Source organism: Trinickia sp. HAY1-2D (assembly GCF_056754935.1).
On the sequence record NZ_JBPGWX010000002.1, the window covers coordinates 2,367,198 to 2,389,952 of the forward strand.

At 60.8% G+C, this 22,755-nt stretch carries 26 protein-coding genes and 1 pseudogene; 16 read left to right on the forward strand and 11 right to left on the reverse strand.

Annotation, left to right across the window (positions count from 1 at the left end; genetic code table 11):
* Positions 1 to 19: 19 nt before the first annotated feature.
* The 12 genes from ACR9ZC_RS18260 (at position 20) to ACR9ZC_RS18315 (ending at position 7,520) form a co-directional block, all read left to right on the forward strand.
* A complete protein-coding gene (locus ACR9ZC_RS18260) occupies positions 20 to 1,033 on the forward strand; it encodes a phage major capsid protein, P2 family (RefSeq protein ID WP_481581359.1) in 1,014 nt (337 codons plus the stop codon).
* The gene (locus ACR9ZC_RS18265) at positions 1,030 to 1,719 is read left to right on the forward strand and encodes a phage terminase small subunit (RefSeq protein ID WP_481581360.1); all 690 of its coding nucleotides are present in this window, start codon (positions 1,030 to 1,032) and stop codon (positions 1,717 to 1,719) included. The genes ACR9ZC_RS18260 and ACR9ZC_RS18265 overlap by 4 nt, the downstream gene beginning before the upstream one ends.
* A gap of 102 nt (positions 1,720 to 1,821) precedes the next feature.
* The gene (locus tag ACR9ZC_RS18270) at positions 1,822 to 2,304 is read left to right on the forward strand and encodes a head completion/stabilization protein (protein ID WP_481582708.1); all 483 of its coding nucleotides are present in this window, start codon (positions 1,822 to 1,824) and stop codon (positions 2,302 to 2,304) included.
* Between the two features lie 2 nt (positions 2,305 to 2,306).
* Entirely contained in the window at positions 2,307 to 2,513 is a 207-nt protein-coding gene (locus ACR9ZC_RS18275) for a tail protein X (protein WP_481581361.1), read from the forward strand.
* A gap of 19 nt (positions 2,514 to 2,532) precedes the next feature.
* Positions 2,533 to 2,874, forward strand: a complete 342-nt coding sequence (locus ACR9ZC_RS18280) for a putative holin (RefSeq protein ID WP_481581362.1) — start codon at positions 2,533 to 2,535, stop codon at positions 2,872 to 2,874.
* Between the two features lies 1 nt (position 2,875).
* Positions 2,876 to 3,142 carry a phage holin family protein gene (locus ACR9ZC_RS18285; protein WP_481581363.1) on the forward strand — a complete coding sequence of 89 codons (267 nt, stop codon included), beginning with the start codon at positions 2,876 to 2,878 and terminating at the stop codon, positions 3,140 to 3,142.
* A gap of 2 nt (positions 3,143 to 3,144) precedes the next feature.
* Complete coding sequence (locus ACR9ZC_RS18290) at positions 3,145 to 3,975, forward strand: N-acetylmuramidase domain-containing protein (protein ID WP_481581364.1); 831 nt, start codon at positions 3,145 to 3,147, stop codon at positions 3,973 to 3,975.
* Positions 3,972 to 4,412, forward strand: coding sequence for an Rz-like lysis system protein LysB (gene lysB / locus ACR9ZC_RS18295; RefSeq protein WP_481581365.1), 441 nt, complete (start codon positions 3,972 to 3,974; stop codon positions 4,410 to 4,412). The genes ACR9ZC_RS18290 and lysB overlap by 4 nt, the downstream gene beginning before the upstream one ends.
* Positions 4,294 to 4,536 (forward strand): Rz1-like lysis system protein LysC, encoded by a 243-nt coding sequence (gene lysC, locus ACR9ZC_RS18300; protein WP_481581366.1) that lies wholly within the window; start codon positions 4,294 to 4,296, stop codon positions 4,534 to 4,536. The genes lysB and lysC overlap by 119 nt, the downstream gene beginning before the upstream one ends.
* On the forward strand, positions 4,529 to 4,987 hold the full coding sequence (locus ACR9ZC_RS18305; RefSeq protein ID WP_481581367.1) for a phage tail protein: 459 nt from the start codon (positions 4,529 to 4,531) through the stop codon (positions 4,985 to 4,987). The genes lysC and ACR9ZC_RS18305 overlap by 8 nt, the downstream gene beginning before the upstream one ends.
* Positions 4,965 to 5,429 (forward strand): phage virion morphogenesis protein, encoded by a 465-nt coding sequence (locus ACR9ZC_RS18310; RefSeq protein ID WP_481582709.1) that lies wholly within the window; start codon positions 4,965 to 4,967, stop codon positions 5,427 to 5,429. The genes ACR9ZC_RS18305 and ACR9ZC_RS18310 overlap by 23 nt, the downstream gene beginning before the upstream one ends.
* Positions 5,430 to 5,810: 381 nt before the next feature.
* Positions 5,811 to 7,520: a hypothetical protein gene (locus tag ACR9ZC_RS18315; RefSeq protein ID WP_481581368.1), complete on the forward strand. Its 1,710-nt coding sequence runs from the start codon at positions 5,811 to 5,813 to the stop codon at positions 7,518 to 7,520.
* Positions 7,521 to 8,000: 480 nt separating this feature from the next.
* Here the strand turns inward: ACR9ZC_RS18315 and ACR9ZC_RS18320 are convergent, their stop codons facing one another.
* Entirely contained in the window at positions 8,001 to 8,480 is a 480-nt protein-coding gene (locus ACR9ZC_RS18320) for a hypothetical protein (protein ID WP_481581369.1), read from the reverse strand.
* A 211-nt stretch (positions 8,481 to 8,691) separates the two neighbouring features.
* Here ACR9ZC_RS18320 and ACR9ZC_RS18325 point away from each other — a divergent pair, with 211 nt between their 5' ends.
* The 3 genes and pseudogenes from ACR9ZC_RS18325 to ACR9ZC_RS18335 all read left to right on the forward strand — a co-directional run bounded on the left by ACR9ZC_RS18325 (position 8,692) and on the right by ACR9ZC_RS18335 (position 10,992).
* Positions 8,692 to 9,615: an IS110 family RNA-guided transposase gene (locus ACR9ZC_RS18325; RefSeq protein ID WP_481581370.1), complete on the forward strand. Its 924-nt coding sequence runs from the start codon at positions 8,692 to 8,694 to the stop codon at positions 9,613 to 9,615.
* A gap of 205 nt (positions 9,616 to 9,820) precedes the next feature.
* Positions 9,821 to 10,402: pseudogene (locus ACR9ZC_RS18330) on the forward strand (IS3 family transposase); the annotation flags it as partial.
* A gap of 95 nt (positions 10,403 to 10,497) precedes the next feature.
* Positions 10,498 to 10,992 carry a P-loop nucleotide/nucleoside kinase family protein gene (locus ACR9ZC_RS18335; RefSeq protein ID WP_481581371.1) on the forward strand — a complete coding sequence of 165 codons (495 nt, stop codon included), beginning with the start codon at positions 10,498 to 10,500 and terminating at the stop codon, positions 10,990 to 10,992.
* A gap of 71 nt (positions 10,993 to 11,063) precedes the next feature.
* On the opposite strand, the gene ACR9ZC_RS18340 is transcribed toward ACR9ZC_RS18335, so the two are convergent.
* The 10 genes from ACR9ZC_RS18340 to ACR9ZC_RS18385 all read right to left on the reverse strand — a co-directional run bounded on the left by ACR9ZC_RS18340 (position 11,064) and on the right by ACR9ZC_RS18385 (position 21,508).
* Entirely contained in the window at positions 11,064 to 11,276 is a 213-nt protein-coding gene (locus ACR9ZC_RS18340) for a hypothetical protein (protein ID WP_481581372.1), read from the reverse strand.
* A 195-nt stretch (positions 11,277 to 11,471) separates the two neighbouring features.
* Positions 11,472 to 12,821 (reverse strand): MFS transporter, encoded by a 1,350-nt coding sequence (locus ACR9ZC_RS18345; RefSeq protein WP_481581373.1) that lies wholly within the window; start codon positions 12,819 to 12,821, stop codon positions 11,472 to 11,474.
* Positions 12,818 to 13,630 (reverse strand): cytochrome b561 domain-containing protein, encoded by an 813-nt coding sequence (locus ACR9ZC_RS18350; RefSeq protein ID WP_481581374.1) that lies wholly within the window; start codon positions 13,628 to 13,630, stop codon positions 12,818 to 12,820. The genes ACR9ZC_RS18345 and ACR9ZC_RS18350 overlap by 4 nt, the downstream gene beginning before the upstream one ends.
* Positions 13,627 to 14,517 (reverse strand): YncE family protein, encoded by an 891-nt coding sequence (locus tag ACR9ZC_RS18355; RefSeq protein ID WP_481581375.1) that lies wholly within the window; start codon positions 14,515 to 14,517, stop codon positions 13,627 to 13,629. The genes ACR9ZC_RS18350 and ACR9ZC_RS18355 overlap by 4 nt, the downstream gene beginning before the upstream one ends.
* A 44-nt stretch (positions 14,518 to 14,561) precedes the next feature.
* Complete coding sequence (locus tag ACR9ZC_RS18360) at positions 14,562 to 15,494, reverse strand: SMP-30/gluconolactonase/LRE family protein (RefSeq protein ID WP_481581376.1); 933 nt, start codon at positions 15,492 to 15,494, stop codon at positions 14,562 to 14,564.
* Between the two features lie 41 nt (positions 15,495 to 15,535).
* The gene (locus tag ACR9ZC_RS18365; protein WP_481581377.1) at positions 15,536 to 16,690 is read right to left on the reverse strand and encodes an ABC transporter substrate-binding protein; all 1,155 of its coding nucleotides are present in this window, start codon (positions 16,688 to 16,690) and stop codon (positions 15,536 to 15,538) included.
* A gap of 30 nt (positions 16,691 to 16,720) precedes the next feature.
* On the reverse strand, positions 16,721 to 17,779 hold the full coding sequence (locus ACR9ZC_RS18370) for an ABC transporter permease (RefSeq protein WP_481581378.1): 1,059 nt from the start codon (positions 17,777 to 17,779) through the stop codon (positions 16,721 to 16,723).
* A gap of 27 nt (positions 17,780 to 17,806) precedes the next feature.
* Positions 17,807 to 19,294 (reverse strand): sugar ABC transporter ATP-binding protein, encoded by a 1,488-nt coding sequence (locus tag ACR9ZC_RS18375; RefSeq protein WP_481581379.1) that lies wholly within the window; start codon positions 19,292 to 19,294, stop codon positions 17,807 to 17,809.
* A 27-nt stretch (positions 19,295 to 19,321) separates the two neighbouring features.
* Positions 19,322 to 20,425 (reverse strand): porin, encoded by a 1,104-nt coding sequence (locus tag ACR9ZC_RS18380; RefSeq protein WP_481581380.1) that lies wholly within the window; start codon positions 20,423 to 20,425, stop codon positions 19,322 to 19,324.
* Between the two features lie 141 nt (positions 20,426 to 20,566).
* The gene (locus ACR9ZC_RS18385) at positions 20,567 to 21,508 is read right to left on the reverse strand and encodes a LysR family transcriptional regulator (RefSeq protein ID WP_481581381.1); all 942 of its coding nucleotides are present in this window, start codon (positions 21,506 to 21,508) and stop codon (positions 20,567 to 20,569) included.
* A gap of 174 nt (positions 21,509 to 21,682) precedes the next feature.
* On the opposite strand from ACR9ZC_RS18385, the gene ACR9ZC_RS18390 reads away from it, so the two are divergent.
* Positions 21,683 to 22,735 (forward strand): 4-hydroxythreonine-4-phosphate dehydrogenase PdxA, encoded by a 1,053-nt coding sequence (locus tag ACR9ZC_RS18390; RefSeq protein ID WP_481582710.1) that lies wholly within the window; start codon positions 21,683 to 21,685, stop codon positions 22,733 to 22,735.
* Positions 22,736 to 22,755: the final 20 nt, after the last annotated feature.

Sequence of the window (22,755 nt, forward strand, 5' to 3'; positions counted from 1 at the left end):
CTCACATCTCGGAGCCCCCATGAAGAAGGAAACGCGCTTGGCGTACAACAAATACGTCGCGCAAATCGCCAATCTCAACGATACGTCCGACGTGTCGACGAAGTTCACGGTCGAGCCCTCCGTGCAACAGACGCTCGAAACCAAGATCCAGGAATCGAGCGAGTTTCTAAAGCGCATCAATGTGCTGCCCGTTACCGAATTGGAGGGCGAAAAGCTCGGCTTGTCCGTCTCCGGTCCGATTGCCAGCCGCACCGATACGACGAAGGCGGACCGGCAACCCGTCGACCCAACGGCACTCGATAACGCCAAATACCGCTGCGAGAAGACCGATTACGACACGGCAATCACGTACCGCAAGCTCGACGCGTGGGCCAAGTTCCCCGATTTCCAGCAACGCGTCCGCAACGTGATAGTGACGCAATCCGCGCTGGATCGGATCATGATTGGCTGGAACGGTGCAGCGGCTGCGCCTACGACCGACAAGGCGGCGAACCCGCTGCTGCAGGACGTTAACATTGGTTGGCTGCAGCAGTACCGTAACCGGGCGGCTCAGCGTGTTCTGCATGAAGGCACCAAACAAGCCGGCAAGGTGCTCGTCGGCAAGGACGGCGACTACGCCAACCTCGACGCGCTTGTGATGGACATCGTTTCGTCGATGATCGACCCGTGGTTCCAAGAAGACACTGGGCTCGTCGTAATCTGCGGCCGAGAATTGCTGCACGACAAGTACTTTCCAATCGTCAACGCGACGCAGGCGCCGACCGAGCAGCTCGCAGCCGATTTGATCGTCAGCCAAAAGCGCATCGGCAACTTGCCTGCCGTGCGCGTACCGTTCTTCCCGAAGCGCGCAATGATGGTGACGAAGCTCGACAACCTATCGATCTACTTCCAAGAGAGCGCTCGTCGGCGCTCGCTGATTGATAACCCGAAGCGCGATCAGATCGAGAACTACGAATCGTCGAACGACGCGTACGTCGTCGAGGATTTCGGCTGCGGTTGCGTCGCGGAAAACATCGAACCGGTGGCGGCATGACCATCGACACGCCTGCCCGCGCTCACTACGCCAGGGTGACGGCTGCGCGCGCGGCAGCTGCCGCCTCGCCCGGTCAATCGATGGCCGGGGCAACGCCATACGAACTCATGATGGCGAAGCTCGCCGCCGACCGCCGCGCCCTAAAGAGCGTGCAGTCGATCGCCCGGAAGATCGAACTCAAAAGAAAGCTGCTGCCCGAGTATGCCGACTACGTCTCGGGCGTATTGAGCGGTGGCCGCGGCGCACAGGACGATGTTTTGGTCACAGTCATGGTGTGGCGCATCGATGTCGGCGACTTCGAGGGTGCGCTCGACATCGCATCCTATGCCCTGTCACACGGCCTCGCCCTGCCCGACCAGTTCGAGCGATCGCTTGCCTCTCTCGTCGCTGAGCAGTTCGCCGACGCAGCGCTCTCGGCATTCATGGAGGGAGGGACGTTTGATGCCGGGACCTTGGAATGCGTTGACGAGCTGACCGGCCACGCCGACATGCACGATCAGGTCCGCGCGAAGCTCTACAAGGCCCTTGGCTACGCGCGACAAGAAACCGACCCGCCGCGCGCACTCGAATATCTGCGACGAGCGCTGTCGTTAAACGACCGCGTCGGCGTGAAAAAGGACATCGATCGGCTTTCGAAGCTGATCGAGGCGGTCGAGCGTCTGAGCGACGCAACCGACGGTCAGTGAAGAGCCCTCCCCGGCATGGCGGCACCGACGCTCGATCCCTACACCTGTTGGCAAACGGGAACCGAGCGTCGGTCCACCGCCATCCCTGAACACCTGGACATCATGAGCAGCTTCATTGCGATCGCCGATACGACAGTACCGGCCCAGCCGGCCAACGCCACGATCGTCAGGAACGACGGATGGTTTCCCGACATCGATCTGAAAGACCTTCGCGAAGCGATGCGTCTCGACGGCACGGTGACGCTTGAGCGGTTGCGCCTAGCCACGGTCGATGCGATCGCGAGCATCAACGATGAACTGCGGGCATGGAAAGCGGGGCGATGCGCTCAAGGGCACGCCGATCTGGCGAGCGTCCCGGCTGATCAGACCGACGGCGTCAGCGCTCACGTGCTGCGGTACCGCCGTGCGGTCTACAACTTGACACGTGCCGATCTGACCGAGCAGTACCGCGCCTACGACGTCACGAAGACGGGTGCCAACGACACGGAAGTCCTGGAAGCAACGATATGCGAGTCGCGCCGCAACGTCCGGTGGGCGCTGAATGACATGCGCGGCACCCCGCGCTCAACGATTGAGCTGATCTGACCATGATCGTGAGAGCACTACGGGGCGATTCGGTCGACTCGCTGTGCTGGCGCCACTACGGGCGTACCGACGGCACAGTCGAAGCTGTACTGGAGGCGAACGCCGGTCTAGCAGACCTCGGCGCGATTCTGCCCGTCGGCACCCCGGTCCACTTGCCGGCGCTCGAAACCGTCACAAACACAAAGCCACTGCTGCAATTGTTCGATTGACCCCAAGCTACTTCCATACATGTCCGGATCGCACACTCCAACCGCCGCGCCGTTGACCACGGTCGGCATTGCCAGCCTTGCGCCGGGTATCGATGGCAATGCGTTGATCGGCGCGTTCACCGGCGCAGCACTTGTCGTCGTCACGTCGAAAGAGATCGGCGTCGGCCGGCGCGCGGCCTACATGCTGATCTCGCTCGTGATGGGATATCTTGCGGCACCTGAAATCGTCAACGCCACGCCGCTCCAATCGACGGGTGTGGCGGCGTTCTTCGCAGCGGCCCTTGTCATCGCCATCACGCTTCGAATGATCGAGCGGGCGAGAGCCTGGGATCCACGCTCGATGTTTCGAAACCGGGAGTGACATGTCCGTTTCGTTTGCTCTTATCGCATGCATCGCACACCTCGCGACGCTCCTTCGTATCCTCACGTTCCGACGAAATGGCGCGCGATATCGGGGTCACGTGTCGTGGGCCGCCTGGGTCCTAGCTGCCGTCATGGGCGGAGCCGCGATCGAACTGGCGCTGCGCCTCGGGCAAGTCGGCGTTTTTGAAGCGGCAGCGTCAGTCTTGCTGGCCGTGTTTGTGTTCGGCGCGCGCGGCAACGTCGCACGCCTTCTCTGGAGCGATTGACCATGAAGACGCATCGCCTCGGCGACCACGGTGACGACGTTGCCCTGCTGCAACGCCGGCTGGCCCGCGCCAGCTTCCGCCTGGAAGTGACCCACCTCTACGACGACGCGACTCAAGCCGCTGTTGCCGCCCTTCAGCGAAAGTTCGGGCTCATCGACGATGGAATAGCTGGGCCAAAGACCTATGCCGCACTTGCAGCCGGCCAGCGCGATCCAAAGCACCTCAGCGCTGCTGATCTCATGCGGGCAGCGCAAACGCTCGACGTTCCCGTCGCTTGCGTGCGCGCCGTGATCGAGGTCGAATCCCGCGGCACCGGCTTCCTGGCCAATGGTCGTCCCGCCATCCTGTTCGAGCGGCACATATTTTGGAAGCGGCTCCAGGCACGCGGTGCCGATCCCGCGCCATTGTCGGCAAAGCATCCGAATATCCTGTCAAAAGCGCCGGGCGGCTATCAGGGTGGCGCTGCGGAGTACACGCGCCTCGCTACGGCCGAGCTGATCGACGTCGCAGCCGCTTGGGAGTCGGCGAGCTGGGGCGCATTTCAGGTGATGGGTTACCACTGGGAGCGTTTGGGCTACGCGAGCGTCGACGATTTCGTGGCTCGCATGGAAGCTGACGAAGCCGGCCAGCTCGATGCCTTCGTGCGCTATGTCGCGGCTGACATGGCGCTCATCGCTGCGCTCAGGGCCCCGAAATGGGCCGCTTTCGCGAAGGGATACAACGGCCGGACCTACGCGGCGAACCTATATGACGTCAAGCTCGAGCGCGCCTATGAACGGTATGCGGCGCGCGAAGCAGCGGCGGCCAAGGACACGGCGGCGGTTGCCGCGTGAACAGGCTTGCAGGGAAGCTGATCGCGGCATTGGTGACCCTCGCCGCCCTCCTCGCTGGCGCGTCCTACGTGCGTGCGCTGCGTGCCGACCTGGCAAGTGTGAATCGGCAGCTTATCGATGCGCGGAAGCGCATTACAGAGCGCGACAGCGCCCTTGAGCGGGTACGTTTGGATGCCGCCAATAAAGTGACCCAGCAGATACAACTCACTCGAACACACGACGCAATCGCCTCGAAACTGGCGGCAGCTCGGCTCGAGAACCGGAGATTGATCGATGAAACCGCCGAGCTTCGCGCGTGGGCTGATACCCGCTTGCCTGATGATGTTGTGCGCCTGCACACAAGCCCCACTCTCGCCAGCGCCAACGATTACATTGAACGAGTGCCCGGCGGTGAGCCATTGCACACTCCCGGCTATTGCACCACGAACGAACGGTGATCTAGACGCGGCTCTCACAACGGCAAAGGCCGCATGGGCTGCGTGTGCGGCCAAGGTCGATATGATCGTTTCGTGCCAAACGGAAGCGCGGCAGCGAGACGCCAGAGCAAATGTCCATGAATAAACCCGCGAGCCTGCGAACGGCGCTCGTCGCTGCCATCCCATCTTTGGAGGTCGAGCCCGACAAGCTGGCAGTGTTCATCGACCAGGGATCAATCATCGCGACCGGTACACGCTCGCTCTCGTTCGAGTACCGGTACACGGCGCATGCCCTCGTGATGGATTTCGCAGGCGATGCCGATGACGTCTTCGTCGCGCTCATCGAATGGGCGCGCAAGAATCAGCCGGAACTTGTGACGGACCCAGACGAACGTGAACACGGCATTACCTTCGAGGTGGACATTCTCAACCATGCAACGGCCGACCTCTCTATCAAACTGGCTTTGACGGAAGGAGTGGCGGTAACGACCGGGCCCGACGGCAATCGAGTTATCGAACACATCGACGACTCACCGCTCCGGGCAGCCGATGGCATGACATGGGTTGGAAGCCGTGGACAATTTGAGCGCGCTTGAGGACTGGGCGGGCGCCCTGCTCGCCCGAATCTCGCCCGCTGGCAGACGCGCGGCGATGCGCGACATCGCGCGCGAGCTGCGCCGCAGCCAGCAGGTTCGCATCGCCGCGCAGAGGAATCCCGACGGCACCGGATACGAATCGCGCAAGGTAAGGCACAGTGACAAAAAGCTGCGCAGCAAGCGTGGACGCATCAAACGAACGGCAATGTTCATGAAGTTGCGCACGGCGCGTTGGATGAAGATCGAAGCGAGTGAGAGACAACTAGCAATCGGCTTCTCTGGTCGCATTGCGCGAGTCGCCCGCGTGCACCAGTTCGGCGAGAAAGCACCGGTGGTGCCGGGCGGATCCGAATACCCATATCCTGTGCGAGTGCTGCTTGGTTTGACAGATCTCGATCGCGAGCTTATTCGCGAAAATTTGCTAAGACACCTGACGGAATAATCGGCCAGCGATGATTTGCTGCGTCTCCGCGCTCCCAAACAGCGTGTTGTTCTCGGACTGCAACAGGGTCGGAATCCGGCCAGAAGCGGGCGTTCGTGACTAGCGGTTTTCGGGCAGGCTGGAAGCGGACACAGCGTTGCCAGATTTGGAAGCGGCGCGGAATTGTGAAGCACGCCTCACCGCGACGTGGCTTCATTCCGAGGTGGTAAACTGCTGGCCTCGGGGCAGTTGTGATGGTGTCGCCGCTAGCTGCGGTGCAGTGAGCGCCGCGACCAGTGGCCGGCGTGTTCGTGCACGTCACGCAGCGATGCGGCGCAATATTACTGAAGCCGCGTCAGATGCGCTACCAATCCGGCTTAAGAACTGGGAGGTGGTTGGGGAATGGCTCGTAGATTCAACATTGCGGCCCTGAAGGCCATTGCACAGGCTCCGGCCTCAGATGCGGCGAAATGGCTGACCGGCGCAGAAGATTCAGTCGGCTTCCTGAAAGAGAATGCTCAGAGCGAGGAAATCGTTATCTACGCTGGCGGACCGGCCGTGCTCATTCACGCCGTGCTCGCACCTGTTCAGCAGGTCACACCAGCCGATCAACAAGACCTCATGAGTCGGTTCGTCAGCACCGATGAGGCCTGGGCGATCCAGAAGAGCTACGGCGGAGGAGAAGGTCACCGCGTTTATCTGGAGCCACCAATGGGGTCGGGCAATTCGCTCGCCGGTGGCGAGAAGCTCGTCTACCAGCGCAGCTTTCATGGAGTGGACAAAGGCGAGCGAGCAATGGAATTGAGCCAGAAGCTCGTGCACGCCCTGGACCTGCACTTCGTGGCAGAGCGGAACGCCTACTGCCGGCTGGACTCACGGGGCGACATTGAAGACGTGATCCGCATCATCCGTGCGGACCTTGCTCCCGGCAGCGAGAAACTGGTGGCAGTCACCATTCTCACGGAAGACCTTGCCAGATACATGGCGTTGGCGGGCTTTGCCTTGGTCTTCTTCTTTGACTTCACTCGCTTCAGTCCCAGTTTCGGCGGCTGGGGCGACCACGAGCGCATCGATCGTAAGGCACCGGACCTGTTCTATCACGGCGGTGGCATCCACAATGCCAGCTACGTGAACGGGCGTATGATCGTGCGCCCGACCGTCACCGTGCAGGACTTGGTTGCCGAGTGGGAGGCGGAGTCCAATCCCAAGAGAAAGAGGGAGTACGCCACCTTCAAGATCTTCGATCGCAAGAACAACCGCGAATTGGAAACCTCATGTGCGCCGGAGTTCCTCTCTAACTACTTTCAGAAGTCGGATCTGCCTTGGGAGATATCACCGGCGTTCTTTCGTGCCGACGTCTTGCACAGGTTCAAGGCGGACCCTGAGAAGTACAGCCTCGACGACCGTTCGATCACTTGCCGCAATGCTTGGTACTTGAAGAGCTACGACATCAACGAGGCCGGCCAAGTGCATGCCTACATCGGTGACTTGGCACGTCTCCCGATTGAGGAGCAGCGCTATTGGCAGTCCTTCAACGAATGGCCGAACGGGTCGATATCGAAACGAGCCTATGAGAACGACATTCTTGGTGAGTTCAGCTCTGAATACGACCCCCTCAGCAGCATGAAGTACAAGATCGGGAAGCTAAATGCCGCCCCTCCTGATTGGTGGCAGCCGCGCTCTGAAGGGCATATGGAAGCCGCACGGTATCCAGCTACGGACTCGGTCCTTGAGTGGGCCAACGAGGTCATGGCCTTCGATCAAGTTCTCGTCGAAGGCTTCCAGGTCAAGCCCCTGCGCAAGCTGCTCGAGTCCAAGGGACGAAAGGCAGAGGCAAGCTGGGCCTCTTTGCGCGTGGTCGCTGAACTAGCTGTGGCCTCAGGAATGACGGTGGACGAAGCCAGAGCACTGCTTACACCGCTGAGCCGGCTGCATGCGCTGAGGAGCATTCTGAAAGCCCACAGTTCCGTCGAAGAGAAGGACAAGGAAGAGAGACAAGCGCGCGCAGCATATGGAACGTTGCGCGCGCATTTTAAGGAGCTCGCTGCTCAATGCGACCGGAGCTTTGACAAGATCATGCGTATTCTTGGAATTGCTGACTTGAATCCGTAGATCGCGAACGGTGACGTAGGCGTGATATGCGCGGCGGCCTCGAGACGGACGCCTTTGACGGTGGCGGCCTAAGACTGGTAGGTGGCCTTCGCGGCTTCCTTGCCCCGGCGGCCGCCGACAGCGACGGCGCTGTCATCGAGGCACCAGGCGAGCGGGGCCAGGTGGTCGCGGCCGGTCAGGCCATTGTGCGTCTGGCAAAAGGCCGGCGCCCGTCAGGCCGCGATCGACCAGCCGGGCACCGTCCGCCCGCAGATCGGCTCCGCCGCGGTCGCCACGCTGTTCGGCTAGGCAGACGGCAACCAGCCCCCCGCGTGGGATAATCTCGACGATGCTATCCGATCCGATCTGAGGCAATTGATGGGGCCCGAAGCCGAAGAAGTTCAAGAAGAAACGCAACCAGCGAAGCTCTTCGACCTGCCAGAGACGGAAGGGGTCAACGAATCCGAGCGCATCCTTACTGGTCTGTGCCAGCGGACGTTCCTACGCCTCTGGTCCCAGACGAACGTCTACACTGACGACGGCTTCAAAAACGGCAAGGGTGCGACGAAGGAACTGTGCGACGCGCTCGTCGTCTTCGGGAAAGATGTCATCTTGTTCTCGGACAAGCACGTCCTCTTCAACGAGGCCAAGGGGCTCAAGGTCGCCTGGCCGCGCTGGTACAAGAAGGCGGTGTTCGAGTCGTGCCGACAACTCCATGGCGCGAAGCTCTGGCTCGAGCGCTTCCCGCAGCGCGCCTTTCTGGACGCGAAATGCACTAGGTCGTTGCCGGTCCCCGTCCCCTCCGAAAACGCCACCTTCCATTTGGTGGCCGTGACCCGCGGCAGCCGTAACTCCGCGCTTGCGCACAACGACGGCGTAGGCTGCGGATCGCTCGCTGTGAACAACACGGTGAAGGGAGACACCCACAACGAGCTTCCTTTCGTCATCGGTATACCCCAGCCGGAAAAGCACTTCGTCCATGTCTTCGACGAGGTATCTATTGAGCTGGTTCTCCGCGAGCTCGACACTGTCGTCGACTTTCTGGACTACCTCAAGAAGCGACAGGCGTTGCTTGGCACGTCCGGGATCATGGTCAGCGCCACGGGCGAGGAGGAACTGCTCGGCTCAGTATTACTTTGCGCGCAACAATGGGAAGACGGTTTGTCATGGCACGGTCGATACGCGACCGGAAATGATCAGAGCCTTTCTCGAAGCCAAAGGTTGCAGCCACGCCAAGGTTGGTATGGAGACAGGCCCGTTGGCCGTGTGGCTTTATCATTCGTTGCGGAAGCTGAATCTCGACATCGATTGTATCCATGCGCGTCATGTGCATTCCGCGCTCACGGTGCAGTTGAACAAGACGGACCGGAACGATGCGCGCGGTATTGCCAACCTGGTTCGCTCAGGGTGGTATCGGCCAACCTTTGTCAAAAGTCTCGAGTGCCACAACGAACGGCTGCTGATCTCCGCGCGTGACCGCCTGGTGAGAGTGCGGGTTTCGATCAATAATCAGATTCGTGGTTTGCTGAAGACATTCGGCGTGGTGCTTTCGCCGGGTAGGAATGATGTCTTCCGACGCGAGGTCCTCGCGGCAGATCCTTCCGTCGAGGCAGTGAAGTCCGTGATCCTCATGCTACTGGATACGTGGCGACATGTGAGTCTGCAAATTAGGGCGTGCAGCAGGATGCTCGAGAAACGAGCTACGCAGGATCCCGTGTGCCGAATGCTCATGTCGATTCCGGGTGTTGGTGCGCTAACGGCGCTGTCCTACAAGACTGCAATTGGCGATCCGGCACGCTTCCGCCGTGTGGCTGATGTGGGTGCCTACCTTGGCCTGACTCCGAGGAAATACCAGTCCGGTGACGTCGACAGAAACGGCGGGATTTCCAAACAGGGAAACCGGCAGACGCGATCGCTCCTATACGAGGCAGCGTCATGCCTGCTATCGCGCTATGGAACTGAAACCAGTCTGGCGCGTTGGGCGGGCATGATTCGTCAAAAAAAGGGATACAAGAAGGCCGTCGTCGCACTGGCTCGAAAGCTATCAACTGTTATGCTGAGTATGTGGAGGACGGGACAACTGTATAAAGACCCTGCTCTGCAGGTTGGCCGTTAAGCGAGGTGCGGCTGTCAGCGACTCCGATCAGACTGAGTTCGTCGCCGAACTCGATTCCGAGACTCGCTTTGCTACCTCTCATGGGATAGCGTGAATCACATAGGATCGAGCGCGACGTCTGGCTGCATGTTGTAGCGCGTGAAAAGCGCGACTACGAAGACGACAAAGACCACAGTAGATCGGTGGTGTTGACCAATTAGACGATAAGCGCGTGTACCGGATTTACCGGGAGCTGGAGTTGAACCTGCGCATCAAGCCGCGCAAGCGGCTCGTACGGCAGGCACGGGAGCCGCTGATCGTGCCGGCGTCGATGAATGCGGTGTGGTCGATGGATTTTATGCACGACCAGTTGAAGGATGGCCGCAGTATCCGGTTGTTCAACGTGATCGACGACTTCAACCGCGAGGCATTGGGAATCGAGATCGACTTCTCGTTGCCCTCTGCGCGCGTCATCCGAGCCTTGGAGCAGATCATTGACTGGCGGGGAAAGCCCATGGCGATACGGTGCGATAACGGCCCGGAGTACCTGAGCGACGCAATCACGCAATGGGCAGCCAAGCATGGCATCGCGTTGAACTACATCCAGCCGGGCAAGCCGCAGCAGAACGCCTACGTGGAGCGATTCAATCGTACGGTGCGCTATGAATGGCTATCGCAGTACTACTGGGACGACCTCGCGCACGTGCAGCACTTCGCGACGGAATGGATGTGGCAATACAATCACGAGCGCCCTAACATGGGCCTGGGCGGCATGACGCCGAAACAGCGGCTCATGGCCGCGGCATAGTCTCTACTTCTGACTCGCGTTAAAAGCGGGGGGACTACCCCGGGTGCTTACACACCAACGGGTGTATCTTCGCTTATTTTCGCCCCCGCTGAAATATGTCACGAAAACCCTTTGTCCTCGTCAGCGGCCTACCTGCCAGTGGGAAATCAACTTTGGCTCGAAAAATCGCAACCGTGTTGGAGCTACCTTGCATCGACAAGGATGATCTTCTCGAAAGGCTTTTCTTGACAAATGCAGTCAGTGAGCCGGCTCAACGCAGATCGCTTAGCCGGTTGGCTGATATCGAGTTAATGGAAAGTGCAAGACGATCAGGAGCAGCAGTCCTTGTGTCTTGGTGGCGGCATCCCAAGTCGAATGCAGATTCGGGTACGCCCGTTATGTGGCTGAGCGAGCTTCATGAGCCAGTGGTCGAGGTTCACTGCTTTTGCACGCCTGAGGTAGCTGTGGAGCGCTTTCTCGCGCGCGAGCGACATCCTGGCCATTTAGACTCGCGATGGTCCCGCGACCAACTGCTGGAAATGTTTCACGATCAGGCAGCATACGGGCCCATATACGCGGACAGAGCAATCTGCATTCCAACCGATCATTAGACGGACGTCGGTCGCATCACCGACGAGTGATTGCTGGGCGTGATAGCGCGCGCAACGCGCGCTGCCGCATTTCAAGCCGCTTGTCGCGGTTCGTCGGCAGACACCGCACGGGCGCCCTTGTGTCGAGGCGCCGTTTCGGTCAATGCCGACGCCATAAACACACCAATGACAAGACCAGCCAGCGCAAAATCGAACACGCGCGGCAGCCCGAAATTCTGCGCGATATACCCGGCGATAGCCGGTGCCACCCCTCCGCCGAACATCTCTCCGATGCCGGAGATCAACCCAATCGTCGAAGCCACGAGCCCCGCCGGTGCCGCTTCGTACAGTGTCCGTTAATGGTTAGGGAAGTCGAACTCGCTCCCGAGGCAACGGCGCCAGCCATTCGATAGACGAAACGCTGCGATACGCTTGCCGCTCGCCCTATTAGGCCGCTATAACTTCCCTTGTTGATCAATCATTCAGCCAGAACGTCCGGCTCACGGCGCAAAAAGAGCGATGGACCGCTTTCCATCCGATACAGCTTCAGCACGACCGGCCCCACTGTTCCGCACAAACAGCAACGGCACGATGGCAAGCAGACAGATTACGGCAAGACTGCCGTAATGCACGGTCCACCCCGCATGTCCAATGAGGTAGCCTGAGAGCGGCGAAACGACCATACCGGCGACCCCGAACGCGATCCCGATCATCAGCCCCATTCCCGCGCCGGCCGCCCGCTCCGCCGAATCGATGACCATCGCGTAGGCAACCGGAAATGGGGCATTGCGGAACAATCCCCAAACGAGAAGGACGCTCCACGCACTGGCGAGGGAGTCGATGCGCAACAGCATCAGTGTGGAAATCGCACAGCAAATCGCCAACACGATCAGCGTTCGCTTTCTTCCCAGCGAGTCCGAAAGCGTCCCCCACACGACCTGTCCCACCCATCCCGTCAACCCCGACACGCCGGATACGAGGGCCGCCGCCGAAACCGTCATATGGGCCACCTCGATCAAATACGACGTCAAAAACAGGACGATGCCCAGCTCGGCGACCAGAAACAGAAAGATCGAAGCGATCGCCAATCCCGTATTGCGCTGGCGAAACGCCGCCTTGATCACGCCCATCGGCCGCCGGAAATCCCCTCTTTCACCCACCGCAGCCGTGGGCGTCGTCAAATCATTCGCGCGCATCCATTCGAATGCCATTTCCTGATTGCGTCGGGTGCCGACGACCAATTGCGCCACGATGATCACGACGCCGATCAGCGGAATGAGCGCAAAGGCATCGGTCCATTGTCCGTAACGCAGGACGATAGCGATCAGCACGCCGGAAAGGAATTGGCCGATCGGAAAACCTGTGTGGTGAACGCCCACGGCGAAGCCGCGGTTCTCCTTCTGCCACCAGTCGCTAACGAGTGCCACGTTGACCGGCTCGGCGCCGCCTCGGCTCAGCCCCATCGGTACGCGCAGCAGTTGAAACCATCCAAGGCTCCCCGACATCAGCGCCGTCAGCAGCCCACCCACCACGGCCAAGGCATAGGCGACGATCCACGTATAGCCGCGCCGATATCCGCTGCCGATCAGATCGGACGCCACGCCGAAGCCCACGGCGCCGATCATCGAGGCAAACGCGAAAATCGTATTGATGAATCCAGCCTGAACGTTCGACAGGCCATAGGCAAACTTGATCGACGGCAATACGGCCGGCATGATCTGGCCGTCGATCGAGATCATCAGCACGGCCAACGTCGTAATCCAAAGCATTGCCCAGGAGCTCCAATGCGCGCGCACCCTGCGGCGTGCCCGCCCGGATGCTTGTGTCATCGGCTCAACTCTTTCGTTCATGACTGTCTCCGATCCTGTTTGTCTTCAATTGATTGCACATATTCGGTTCCGCCGATGCGCCGCTTCCAACTTTCCCGTGAGTGGCGACGCACGCCCCAGCCGATCACGCGCATCCGGTTGCCAGGGTGAATGGGATCGGGGCCCCAGATGGCTTGATAGGTATCGATGCAGCGCCCCGTGCGCTGTAAGTGCCCCGCAACCGATATGAGCGCAAGCCACCAGACGGTGAGTACGGCCGCCATCCACCGCGGCGCGTCGGCAAGCTTCAAACCCATCCCGATTACGACGACCGCCAAGAGAATCGCAGCGGTCCCGACAACCTTGTGCACGTACTCGAACCAATATCGTCGCGCCGTCATGTCGTAGTGATCGCCGCGTATCGCATCCTCACTCGAAGCGCCAAGCCCGATTGCAGTGGAGCCACCACCCTTGCTACCCCGCCACACCCCACCCAACACCTGGACCCATCCGCTCGCGACCACCGCCCATCCGAACCATCGATGACACTGTGCCAGCGCACTTGTGTCATGCGCACGGCCCAATGCAAGCGAGCACCCCAACGTCATCGACAGCACCCCTGCCGTCTGCAAGATGCGATGCCAGTGCCACCACGTTTTGTTGTCGAGTTCGTCCGGCCAGGCTTGTCGCGGCATCACCTTGAAATAGCGGGCCACCAGCACGCCAAGCGGCAACAGAATCGCCCACGCGGCCACCATCGCCCTGCCGTGCCATGCGGTCCACGCGGGAAGTTCGTGATCCATGCGCCCCGATATCGGCGTCAGCAGCCACGTTACGAGATCGGCGCTCATTCGGCGGACCGAATGACCTTCGAAACATCCGGCTCGCGCTGCGTAGCGATATAACTTTCCAACCGTCGCGTCCGAACGTCGAAAATACCGACGCGATCGTCATCCTGCGAGACGAATGCCAGACCGCGCTCGCGATCGAACGACAGCGCAATCGCTCGCGCCGGCATCGGAATGTGGTCGATTTCGGCAAGCGTGGCAGGATCGACGAGCGACAAGCTCCGCTCGCCGTAGTTGGTCACGATCAGCATCTCGTCGTCCCAGCGATAGATACGTGTGGGATCGTCGCGGGATGCACTGCGCCGCCGCACTTGCATCGCTTCCGTATCGATCGCCGTCAGTGTTTGGCTCCAACGATTGCTGACGAATAGCGTGCGCTCGTCGCCGCTCAAACAATACCCTTCGGGCTTATCGCCTGGGTGGCAAGCCACCGGCACCGCCAACGGGTCCCACGGTTTGACCTTCGTTACCGTATGCGAAAGCAAATTCATGCAGTAAGCGGTGGCGCCGTCTTTAGTCAACGCGAACAGGTGACTCTTGATACCGCCGGAGGGCACGGCTCGCCGTGGCGCCTCGTCGGTCAATGGCCGATCGAGCACGAGCAACGTGGCTTTCTCCTCGCTCAGCGCATACAGACGGTCGCGCTCATCCATCTGCAAGCCATGAATCCGGTTGTACGGCGCAAGGTCGATCGTTCGCGTCAGCGAGCCGGCTTCGATGTCGATCTGCAACAGCGAATGACCGCCCGGGCCTGTGTGGCCGGATGTCTCGACACCGTAGTGCCCGATCCACGCGTTGCGATTTGCCCGGTCCGTCACGAACTCGTGCGGATACGAAGGCAACGCGACGCTATGCAGGCGTTTTCCCGATTCGATCTCGTACCAACTCACGCAATGACTGCATTTTTCCACAAGCAAAAGCGTGCCGCCGTCGCTCACGTTGCACCTCTCGTATTAAGCCGAATGCGATAAAGGGATGTCGATGCGCAGATATAGAGCGCGTTGCCGTGCGGCCCGCCGAAGGTGACGTTGGCGACTTTCTCGGGCACGCCGATCCGCGCCAGGCGCGTCCCGTCAGGATGATAGATCTGCACACTATCCTCGCTGCTCGTGAAAACCCAGCCCTGGCGATCGACGCGGAAGCCATCGGCAAGGCCTGGGGTCACCACCGCGAAGATGCGTGGATTGGCCAACTCGCGCCCTGACACGACATCGAACGCGACGATGTGATGATTGCCGCTACCGTCGCTGCGCAACGCCGCCGAGGTGTCCGATACGTAAAGCACCGACTCGTCCGGCGAGAACGCAAGGCCGTTCGGCTCTTCGATGAAATCGGATACGACGGAGAGCGTCCGTGTGCGCGGATCGTATCGGAAAACATAGTTGCCGCCGAGTTCGGATTCAGCGACATGGCCCTCGTGATCGGACACGATGCCATACGGCGGATCGGTGAACCAGATCGTGTCGTCACGTTTAACGATGATGTCGTTCGGCGAGTTCAGGCGCTTACCCTCGAAACGATCGACCACGATCTCGTCCTCCGTGAACGGCACGCCATCGCGCATACGCGTTCGGACAATGGCTCGCTGCCCGTGCGAACAATGAAGGATAGAGCCGTCGCGCTCGCGCGTATGTCCGTTCGTGAATTCAACGCCTTCACGCCAAACCGTCATTCCGTCGCGTTCGGACCAGCGCAGCATCCGATTGTTGGGAATGTCGCTCCACAGCAGCGCGGCGTCCTCATCGATCCAAACGGGCCCCTCGCCCCATATCGCGCCCGTGCACAACCGCTCGAGCATCGCGCCCGGGGCAAAGAGCGAGCTAGCCCGGGCGTCATACACGGTGATTTCCGTCTCGATCGCATCCATCTCTTTTGAACTCTCGTTGCACATCTGAATAGCCCGCGCTGTTATTTGCCCCAGATCCGACGGTACGCATCGCGATAATGGTTGGCCGGGTCGTAGATGTTGTTCGACGTAACGTCGGAAGCGATGTTTTCCCGTATCACGAGATGCACCGGCGTGCTGTAGCCGCTCGGCTGCGCGCCGGCGAATGCACGGTTCAACTCGTCGACGAGTTGCCAACCGTGGAGCATCAGCGGCTCGGGAATCGTGCCCACCTGATAGCGGTCGCCGCGAATGCGCTGGTAGGCGGATTGACTACCGTCGCCGGCCGATACATTGAACGGCGGGCCGGCCGGCTTTTCGCCCGCGCTCGAAAGCGAGGGCCCCATGAAATCGAAGTAGAGGTCGTTAATTCCGAGCGAATACGTCCACTTGGCGCCGTAGCGTTGCAGCAGCGCAGTCGACAGTTGCGGAATGCGCGTCGACGTCTCCGAAAGCGGGGTGTCCTCGACCGCCAGCAGCGCGCAGCCTTTGCATTGCTTGATGACGTTCGCCATCGCGGTCGATTTGGCGACCGCCACCTTGTAGAGCGAATCGGTGAAGACAACGACGCCCGCGGTGCCGTTCGACTTGACCACTGCATAGTCGGCTGCCACCTTCGCAACAGCGATCGGATCTGTACTGACGTTCGTGAAAAGGCCGGTCGCCGGGTCCGGGCCCGCCTTGGGCCCCGCATGCCAGCCTACGACTGGAATTTTCAAGCCGCGCGCCTTCTGAATGACGACCGCTTGCTCGGCTGGATCGAAGCCGCCAAGAATGATGCCGGCTGGATTGAGTGCCATTGCCTGATTCATGGCGGCCGTGCGCCCGGAGACCGTGCCCTGCCCATCGAGGATGCGCACTTTCCAGCCGATCACGTGAGCGGCCTGCGCCACACCGTCGCTCACACCCAGTACCCCGCCGTTGCGAAGATCGGACGCCACGTACACGATGGTCCTGTCGGGCTGCGCCTTCGGCCCGGCCGTCGGGCCGTCCCAGGCCGGCGACGGTTGAACGGCTGCATCGACGACCTTTTGCGCCGTGGCGAGATAATCGTCGGCCGCCATCGCTCGTGTCGCCAGGGTGAAGCAAGCAAGCACCGCGACAGCAGCCGCGATCAAGTTGAGGGGCTTGTGAATCGACTGCACGCACTTCATCGTCATGTCTCCGTTGCTGTTCATTGTTGGACTTTCCACGTCATGCCGCGAGCTTCAGTTCTGCTTGCCGGTAGGGGCCGCATTCGAGGCCGTCCTCGATGCAGCGCGTTTCGGCGCCTGCGAGCGTCGGCGGGCGCCATAACCGGCGATGCCGATGGCAACCAATAGCGTCACGCCGTTGAAAAGCGGCTCGACAAAAAATGCGCCGCCCAATTGCTCGATGCCCGAGATGCCGACCGCCAGGACGCCCACGCCCACGAGCGTGCCCCACACGTTCACGCGGCCGGGGCGGATCGTCGTCGAACCCAGAAACGCGCCGACGAGTGCTGGCAGCAGATATTCGAGGCCGACGCTTGCTTGTCCGATTCCGAGCTTCGATGCGAGCACGACACCGGCAAAGGCCGTCAGCAATCCCGACGACATGAATGCACCGATGACATAGCGGCGCACAGGAATCCCATTGAGCCCGGCCGCACGCGAATTGGCACCGATCGCATAAAGGAATCGCCCGACGGGAAGATATTCGGTGGCGACCCACAGCAGCAGAGCGATCGCGATCACGTACCACGTCGAGATAGGCAGCCCCAACAGCACCGCGCCGTTGATCCGATAAAAGGCGTCCGGCAACGTGCCGACTACCTGCCGCCCACCGGTGTGCCACAGCGCAATGGCGTAGACGATCGTGCCGCTACCGAGCGTTGCGATGAACGAATCGATCTTCGCCATCTCCACGAGCAGCCCGTTGAGCAGACCGAACCCAAGCCCGAGCAGCAAGACGATCCCGACCGCCACGGGCCACGCCAGGCCAAACCGCGTTTGCAAGGTGATGGTCAGGATGTGCCAGAGCACGATGCCGTAGCCGACCGTCAAATCTATTTTGTTGGTCAACATCGGAATCATCGCGGCCAATGCGAGCATCGCGATGATGGCCTTGTCCGACAGAATCGAGTTCAGATTCATCCGCGTCGGAAACGTATCGGGCAGGACGATCGAAAACAGCACGATCAACGCCACCATCAGGATCGGCAGGCCATACACGGGCAGGATCGTCGAGAGGCCGTACGAAATCGCACGAGGTGACGATTTATCCTTGGTTTGCGGGATGGAAATCATGATGAGTCCTTTCAATTTTCAAATCGATCAGCCGACCGCGCATTCGTTGGCGGACGCGCGCTGCAGCAGCGTTTCGATCGTCAACTCGGCACGCGGGACGCTGTCGATCACGCGCTCCCGGTTGAATATCAAGGCACGGTGCGCGATGTTCGCCACTTCTTCGAAATCGGTCGACACGAGCAAGACGGCCACACCGCGTTCGAGCGCCTGGTTCACGAGCGCGTAGATGTCCGCTCTCGCCCCCACATCGACGCCCGCCGTCGGCTCCTCGAGGATCAGCAGTTTGGTTGCAATTTGCAGCCAGCGCGCCATGACGACTTTTTGCTGATTACCGCCGCTGAGATTTTCGATGGCTTTGCTCGGGTCGTTCGGACGCACGCCGAATTGTGACGTCAAGACGAATGCCTGTTGATGCTCATGACGTGCGCTCTTCAATTGGAAGAAGCCACGCCCTATCGCAAGTGGATTGAGAAACAAGTTTTCGCATACCGAGAGCGGCATCGCGAGCGACTCGCCCGTTCGGTCGCCGGCAACGAACCCGATCCCTTGCCGCATCGCATGCCGGGGACTCCGAACGTCGAGCGTTGCACCGCAAAGCTCCATTCGGCCGGCGTCCAACGATGCCTGTCCAAAGAGCGCGCGGCCCACCGTGTCCTGCCCGGCCCCACGCAAGCCTGCGAGCGCAACGATCTCGCCCGCGGCAAGCTCGAGCGAAACGGGCCCCACGTCGCAGAACACGGCATCGCGCAGTGCGAGAACGACGTCCTTGCTGCCTCGGATCTGGGGCACATGGATCGGTTGCGGCTTGCGCCCGACGATCATGCTGACGAGATCTTCTGGGCTCGTCTCCTCGATACGCTTCTGTCCGACGAGCCGGCCATCGCGCATCACCGCCACGCGATCGGCGATTCGGAAGATCTCATCGAGGCGATGCGAGACATAGATCATCCCCACACCCCGTTCGCGCAGCGACGAGAGCACGGTGAACAGACGCTCGACGTCGTCCTGCGGCAGGCTGGCTGTCGGCTCGTCCAGGACGATCAAGCGGGCGTCCGTGGCCAAAGCCCGCGCGATCGCAAGCAACGATTTTTCGGTGCGTGTCAGTTCGCTGACCGGCGTGTCGGGATCGATATCCGCGTCGACCGACTCGAGCGCTTCGACGGCACGGCTTCGCACGGCACGCCAGTCGATGAGGCCCCCACGTCGGGCGAAGCCGCAGCCGAACGCTACGTTCTCCGCCGCGCTCATCCAGTCGATCAGACCGAGGTCCTGATGGATGAATGCGAGGGACTCACGCGAGCGTTCGCCCGTGAGCGACGCACCGCGAAACGTGATCGATCCCGAATCGATTGAATAGACACCGGCGAGCAGTTTGATCAGCGTCGATTTGCCCGCGCCGTTCTCTCCGAGCAGGGCGACCACCGATCCCGCATCGATATCGAGACTGACGTTGTCGACGGCGAGCGTGCCGCCGAAGCGCTTCGTCACGTTGTTGAAGGACAGTAGCGATGACATCCATGTCTCCTCGTGTTGGACCCGCGTCTAGAACGTATGACGCAGGCCCATTCGCACGCCAAGTTGATTTGCGCCACTCGACGCGTCGAATCCTGTGATCTGCGCTTGCGTCGCATCGCCGGCGGCGTGCTGATAGACCGCCATCACGTAGGTATCGGTGCGTTTGGAGAGAAAATAGTCGGCAATCAGATCGAGCTGGTGATACTTCGGCCGGGCTCCGTTCGCATCGTCCTTCCCGGCAAGAAAATCATAGGAGCCGGAGAGAAAGAACGCCGGGGTGAATTGATAACTCGCACCGGCTTCCACATTGTCGAATGCGACGTGATGCCCGGCATCGCCCGATGCGAAGAAAGTATGCGAAAGATTGAGCAATGCCTTGAGATTGCCGAACGCGTATGAGCCTGCCAGCGCGGCCACGCGTTGGCTCGATGCCTGAGCGAGATAGTTGCCGTAGATGACGTTCGTGAAGGTCGGCGTATTGACGTAGCCATCGACCGCCACAGCCGGATTCTTCACGTTCAAATAGGCGGCGGCGAGCTGAAGCGGCCCGCGTGCATATCCTGCGCCGATGCTCCACACACTATTTTGCGAAAAGCTGCCCGGCACGCCGCCGAAGCTATAAAGACCGCCGAACGTGAAGCCACCGTAATTGGCGCTGGCAAACTTCACACTGTTGTTCACGCGAAATCCGCTGCCCGTATTGTCGATGTCTTCGGGATGCGAGAAATACCAGCCACCCCAACGCCCGTTGGAAGAAATCGGCTGGATGTAGTCCACCACGAGGTCGTATTGGCGGCCCAGCGTCACCGTTCCATATGGCGTCGAAAGCCCCATGAATGCCTGGCGTCCGAACTCGCGTCCGCCCGGCCCGGCTTGCCCGGAGAAACCGTCGAAGCCGTTTTCGAGCGTAAAGATGGCTTTCATGCCGCCACCGAGGTCTTCGGTTCCGGTGAAGCCCCAGCGGCTACCGGCCACTACGCCGCTGACGGCTTGCCAGCTGTGGGCGCCTCCCTGATTCGTTGCATATGTCACGCCGTTGTCGATGATGCCGTACAGCGTGACGCTGCTTTGCGCCATTGCCAGCGGTGCGAAAAGTGAAATGGGAATGGCGAGCAGTGCAGCACTTCTCATGACGTCTCCTTGCTTGTTTTCGGTACATCGAATTTTTTGCAAGTGTGGACGCCGGACAGTTGCCGCGCTAATCAAAAGTTTTCAGCGATCGATAACCTGTGTTTATAAGCGATTGGATGTGAACGTCGTGCGGCGCACGTACTACGCGGCTTCCGACTCGCCATGGAAAAGCTGCAGAAAGTGGCGCGCCGGGGCGCTCAGTGGCCGATCGCGCCGGATGATGCTGCCGTATGACGGCAGCTTGTGACGGAAGGCGTAGGCGATCGCGGCCACGAGTCCATGCTCGGCATTGACCTGGGCCACGGTAGCCGGAATCGCGCCGAGCATTTGCGAGCGCGACACCAAGCTCATCGTGGTCAGGATCGATCCGGTTTCGATGAGCCCGCGCGGCATCGGACGATGATGCTCGCCGAACTCACGCTCGACGACGTCGCGCGCGGGACTGCCAGTGGGCTGCAGAATCCATGGGTACTCGGAGAGCGTCGCGAAATCGAGATCACGACGCCGAGCCAGCGGATGGTCGACGCCCGAGACGATGGCAAGCGACTCGTCGTCTACGGTGCGAAACAAGTATTCACTGCGTTCGTGTGCGTCTCGCCCGATCACTACCTCGAGCACGCCTTCGTGCAGTTGCGGCATCAACCGATCGCTCGTATCCACGGCAATTTCGATGGCCAACAACGGAAAGCGCGCCTTCAGCTGCACGAGCGCCTCGGTCAAACGCCCGGGCGTCGCGGCCATGATGCTGCCGATCACGAGCCTCCCCGCGCTGCCTAGCTGCAACTCCGCCAGCTCGCGATTGAGCGACTCCATGCTGCCGCGAATGCCGCGGAAATAACCGAGCACACGCTCGCCCGCCGGATTGAGCTGAAGACTTCGCCCCGTTCGCTCGAACAGCCGCTGCCCGAGCGCGCTTTCGAGCTCGTGCAGCATTTTGGTCGCCGCGGGCTGCGTGAGCCCGAGCTGTGCTGCAGCGCCGCGCAGCGTCGAACACTCCTCGACAGCGAGCAGCAGTGCGATTTGTCTCATCCGCAGCCGGTTCAGCAATTGCGGCGTCGAGTCTTTTCTATCTATGGAGCCCAAGCTGATTACCTGTGGTTATCGATTCATCAAGAGTTTTCAATTTACGGAAGGGGTGCGTCTACCTAGGATCAACCCTGTATGACATGGCCGACGAACGGCCGACTCAAGGAGATCCTGAATGACCATCGAACATCACGCCGCCCGGTATCGGACGAATTCAGCCGAGGTGAGCGCATGACGGGCGCATCGCCGCTTCCCGTCGTCGCACTGACGCTCGGCGATCCGGCCGGCATCGGGCCCGAGTTGATCGCGAAGCTGCTCGCCCGCCCAGATGCGGCGATGCACGCGAATATCGTGCTGATCGGCGATCCGTGGTTGTGGGAGGAAGGCCAGCGGCTCGCGCACGTGTCTGTCGAGGTCGAGCCGATCGCTTCGCTCGCCGATACGCGCCATCGCCCATCGACGCAACGTCCTGCCTTCATCGCGATCGATACGGTCGAGCAAGCGCAGGTCGTGAGCGGTCAACCACGCGCGGCCGGCGGCCGCTCAGTGTTGCAAGTGCTGGACCACTGCATGGACGCGACGCTCGCGGGCCATGTCGACGCGATTGTCTTCGCACCGCTCAACAAACATGCGATGAAACTGGGCGGGCTCAAGCACGAGGACGAACTGCACCACTTCGCCGAGTATCTGGGCGTGAAGCATTACTTTTGCGAATTCAACACGCTCGGCGACCTCTGGACCGCTCGCATTTCTTCGCACGTGCCGCTGAAAGAGGCTGCGGCCTATGTGAACGTCGATCGCATCGTACAAGCCTCCGAGTTGATTTACAGATCGCTGCTCGATAACGGCGTCGAATCGCCGAAGGTGGCGATTGCGGCCTTCAATCCGCACGGCGGCGACGGCGGCGTATGCGGCCGGGAGGAAATCGACATCATCGCGCCCGCCGTACGCGAGCTGCAGGCTCGAGCGTGGCCGACCGATACGCCGTTTCATGGGCCGTTCCCCGCGGACACCATCTTTCTGAAGGCGCAGTCCGGCGAATACCAGGCGATCGTCACGATGTATCACGACCAAGGGCAGATCGCGATCAAGCTCATGGGCTTCTCACGCGGGGTAACCGTGCAAGGCGGACTGCCCGTGCCGATCACGACGCCCGCGCACGGCACGGCTTACGACATCGCAGGGCTCGGCCGCGCCGACGTGGGCGCGACCTGGCAAGCATTCCAAATCGCGTGCCGCATGGGCGCCGCGCACCGGCGATCCATCGAGGCGGTCAGGGCATAACGGCGGGCGCTCCCCGTAGC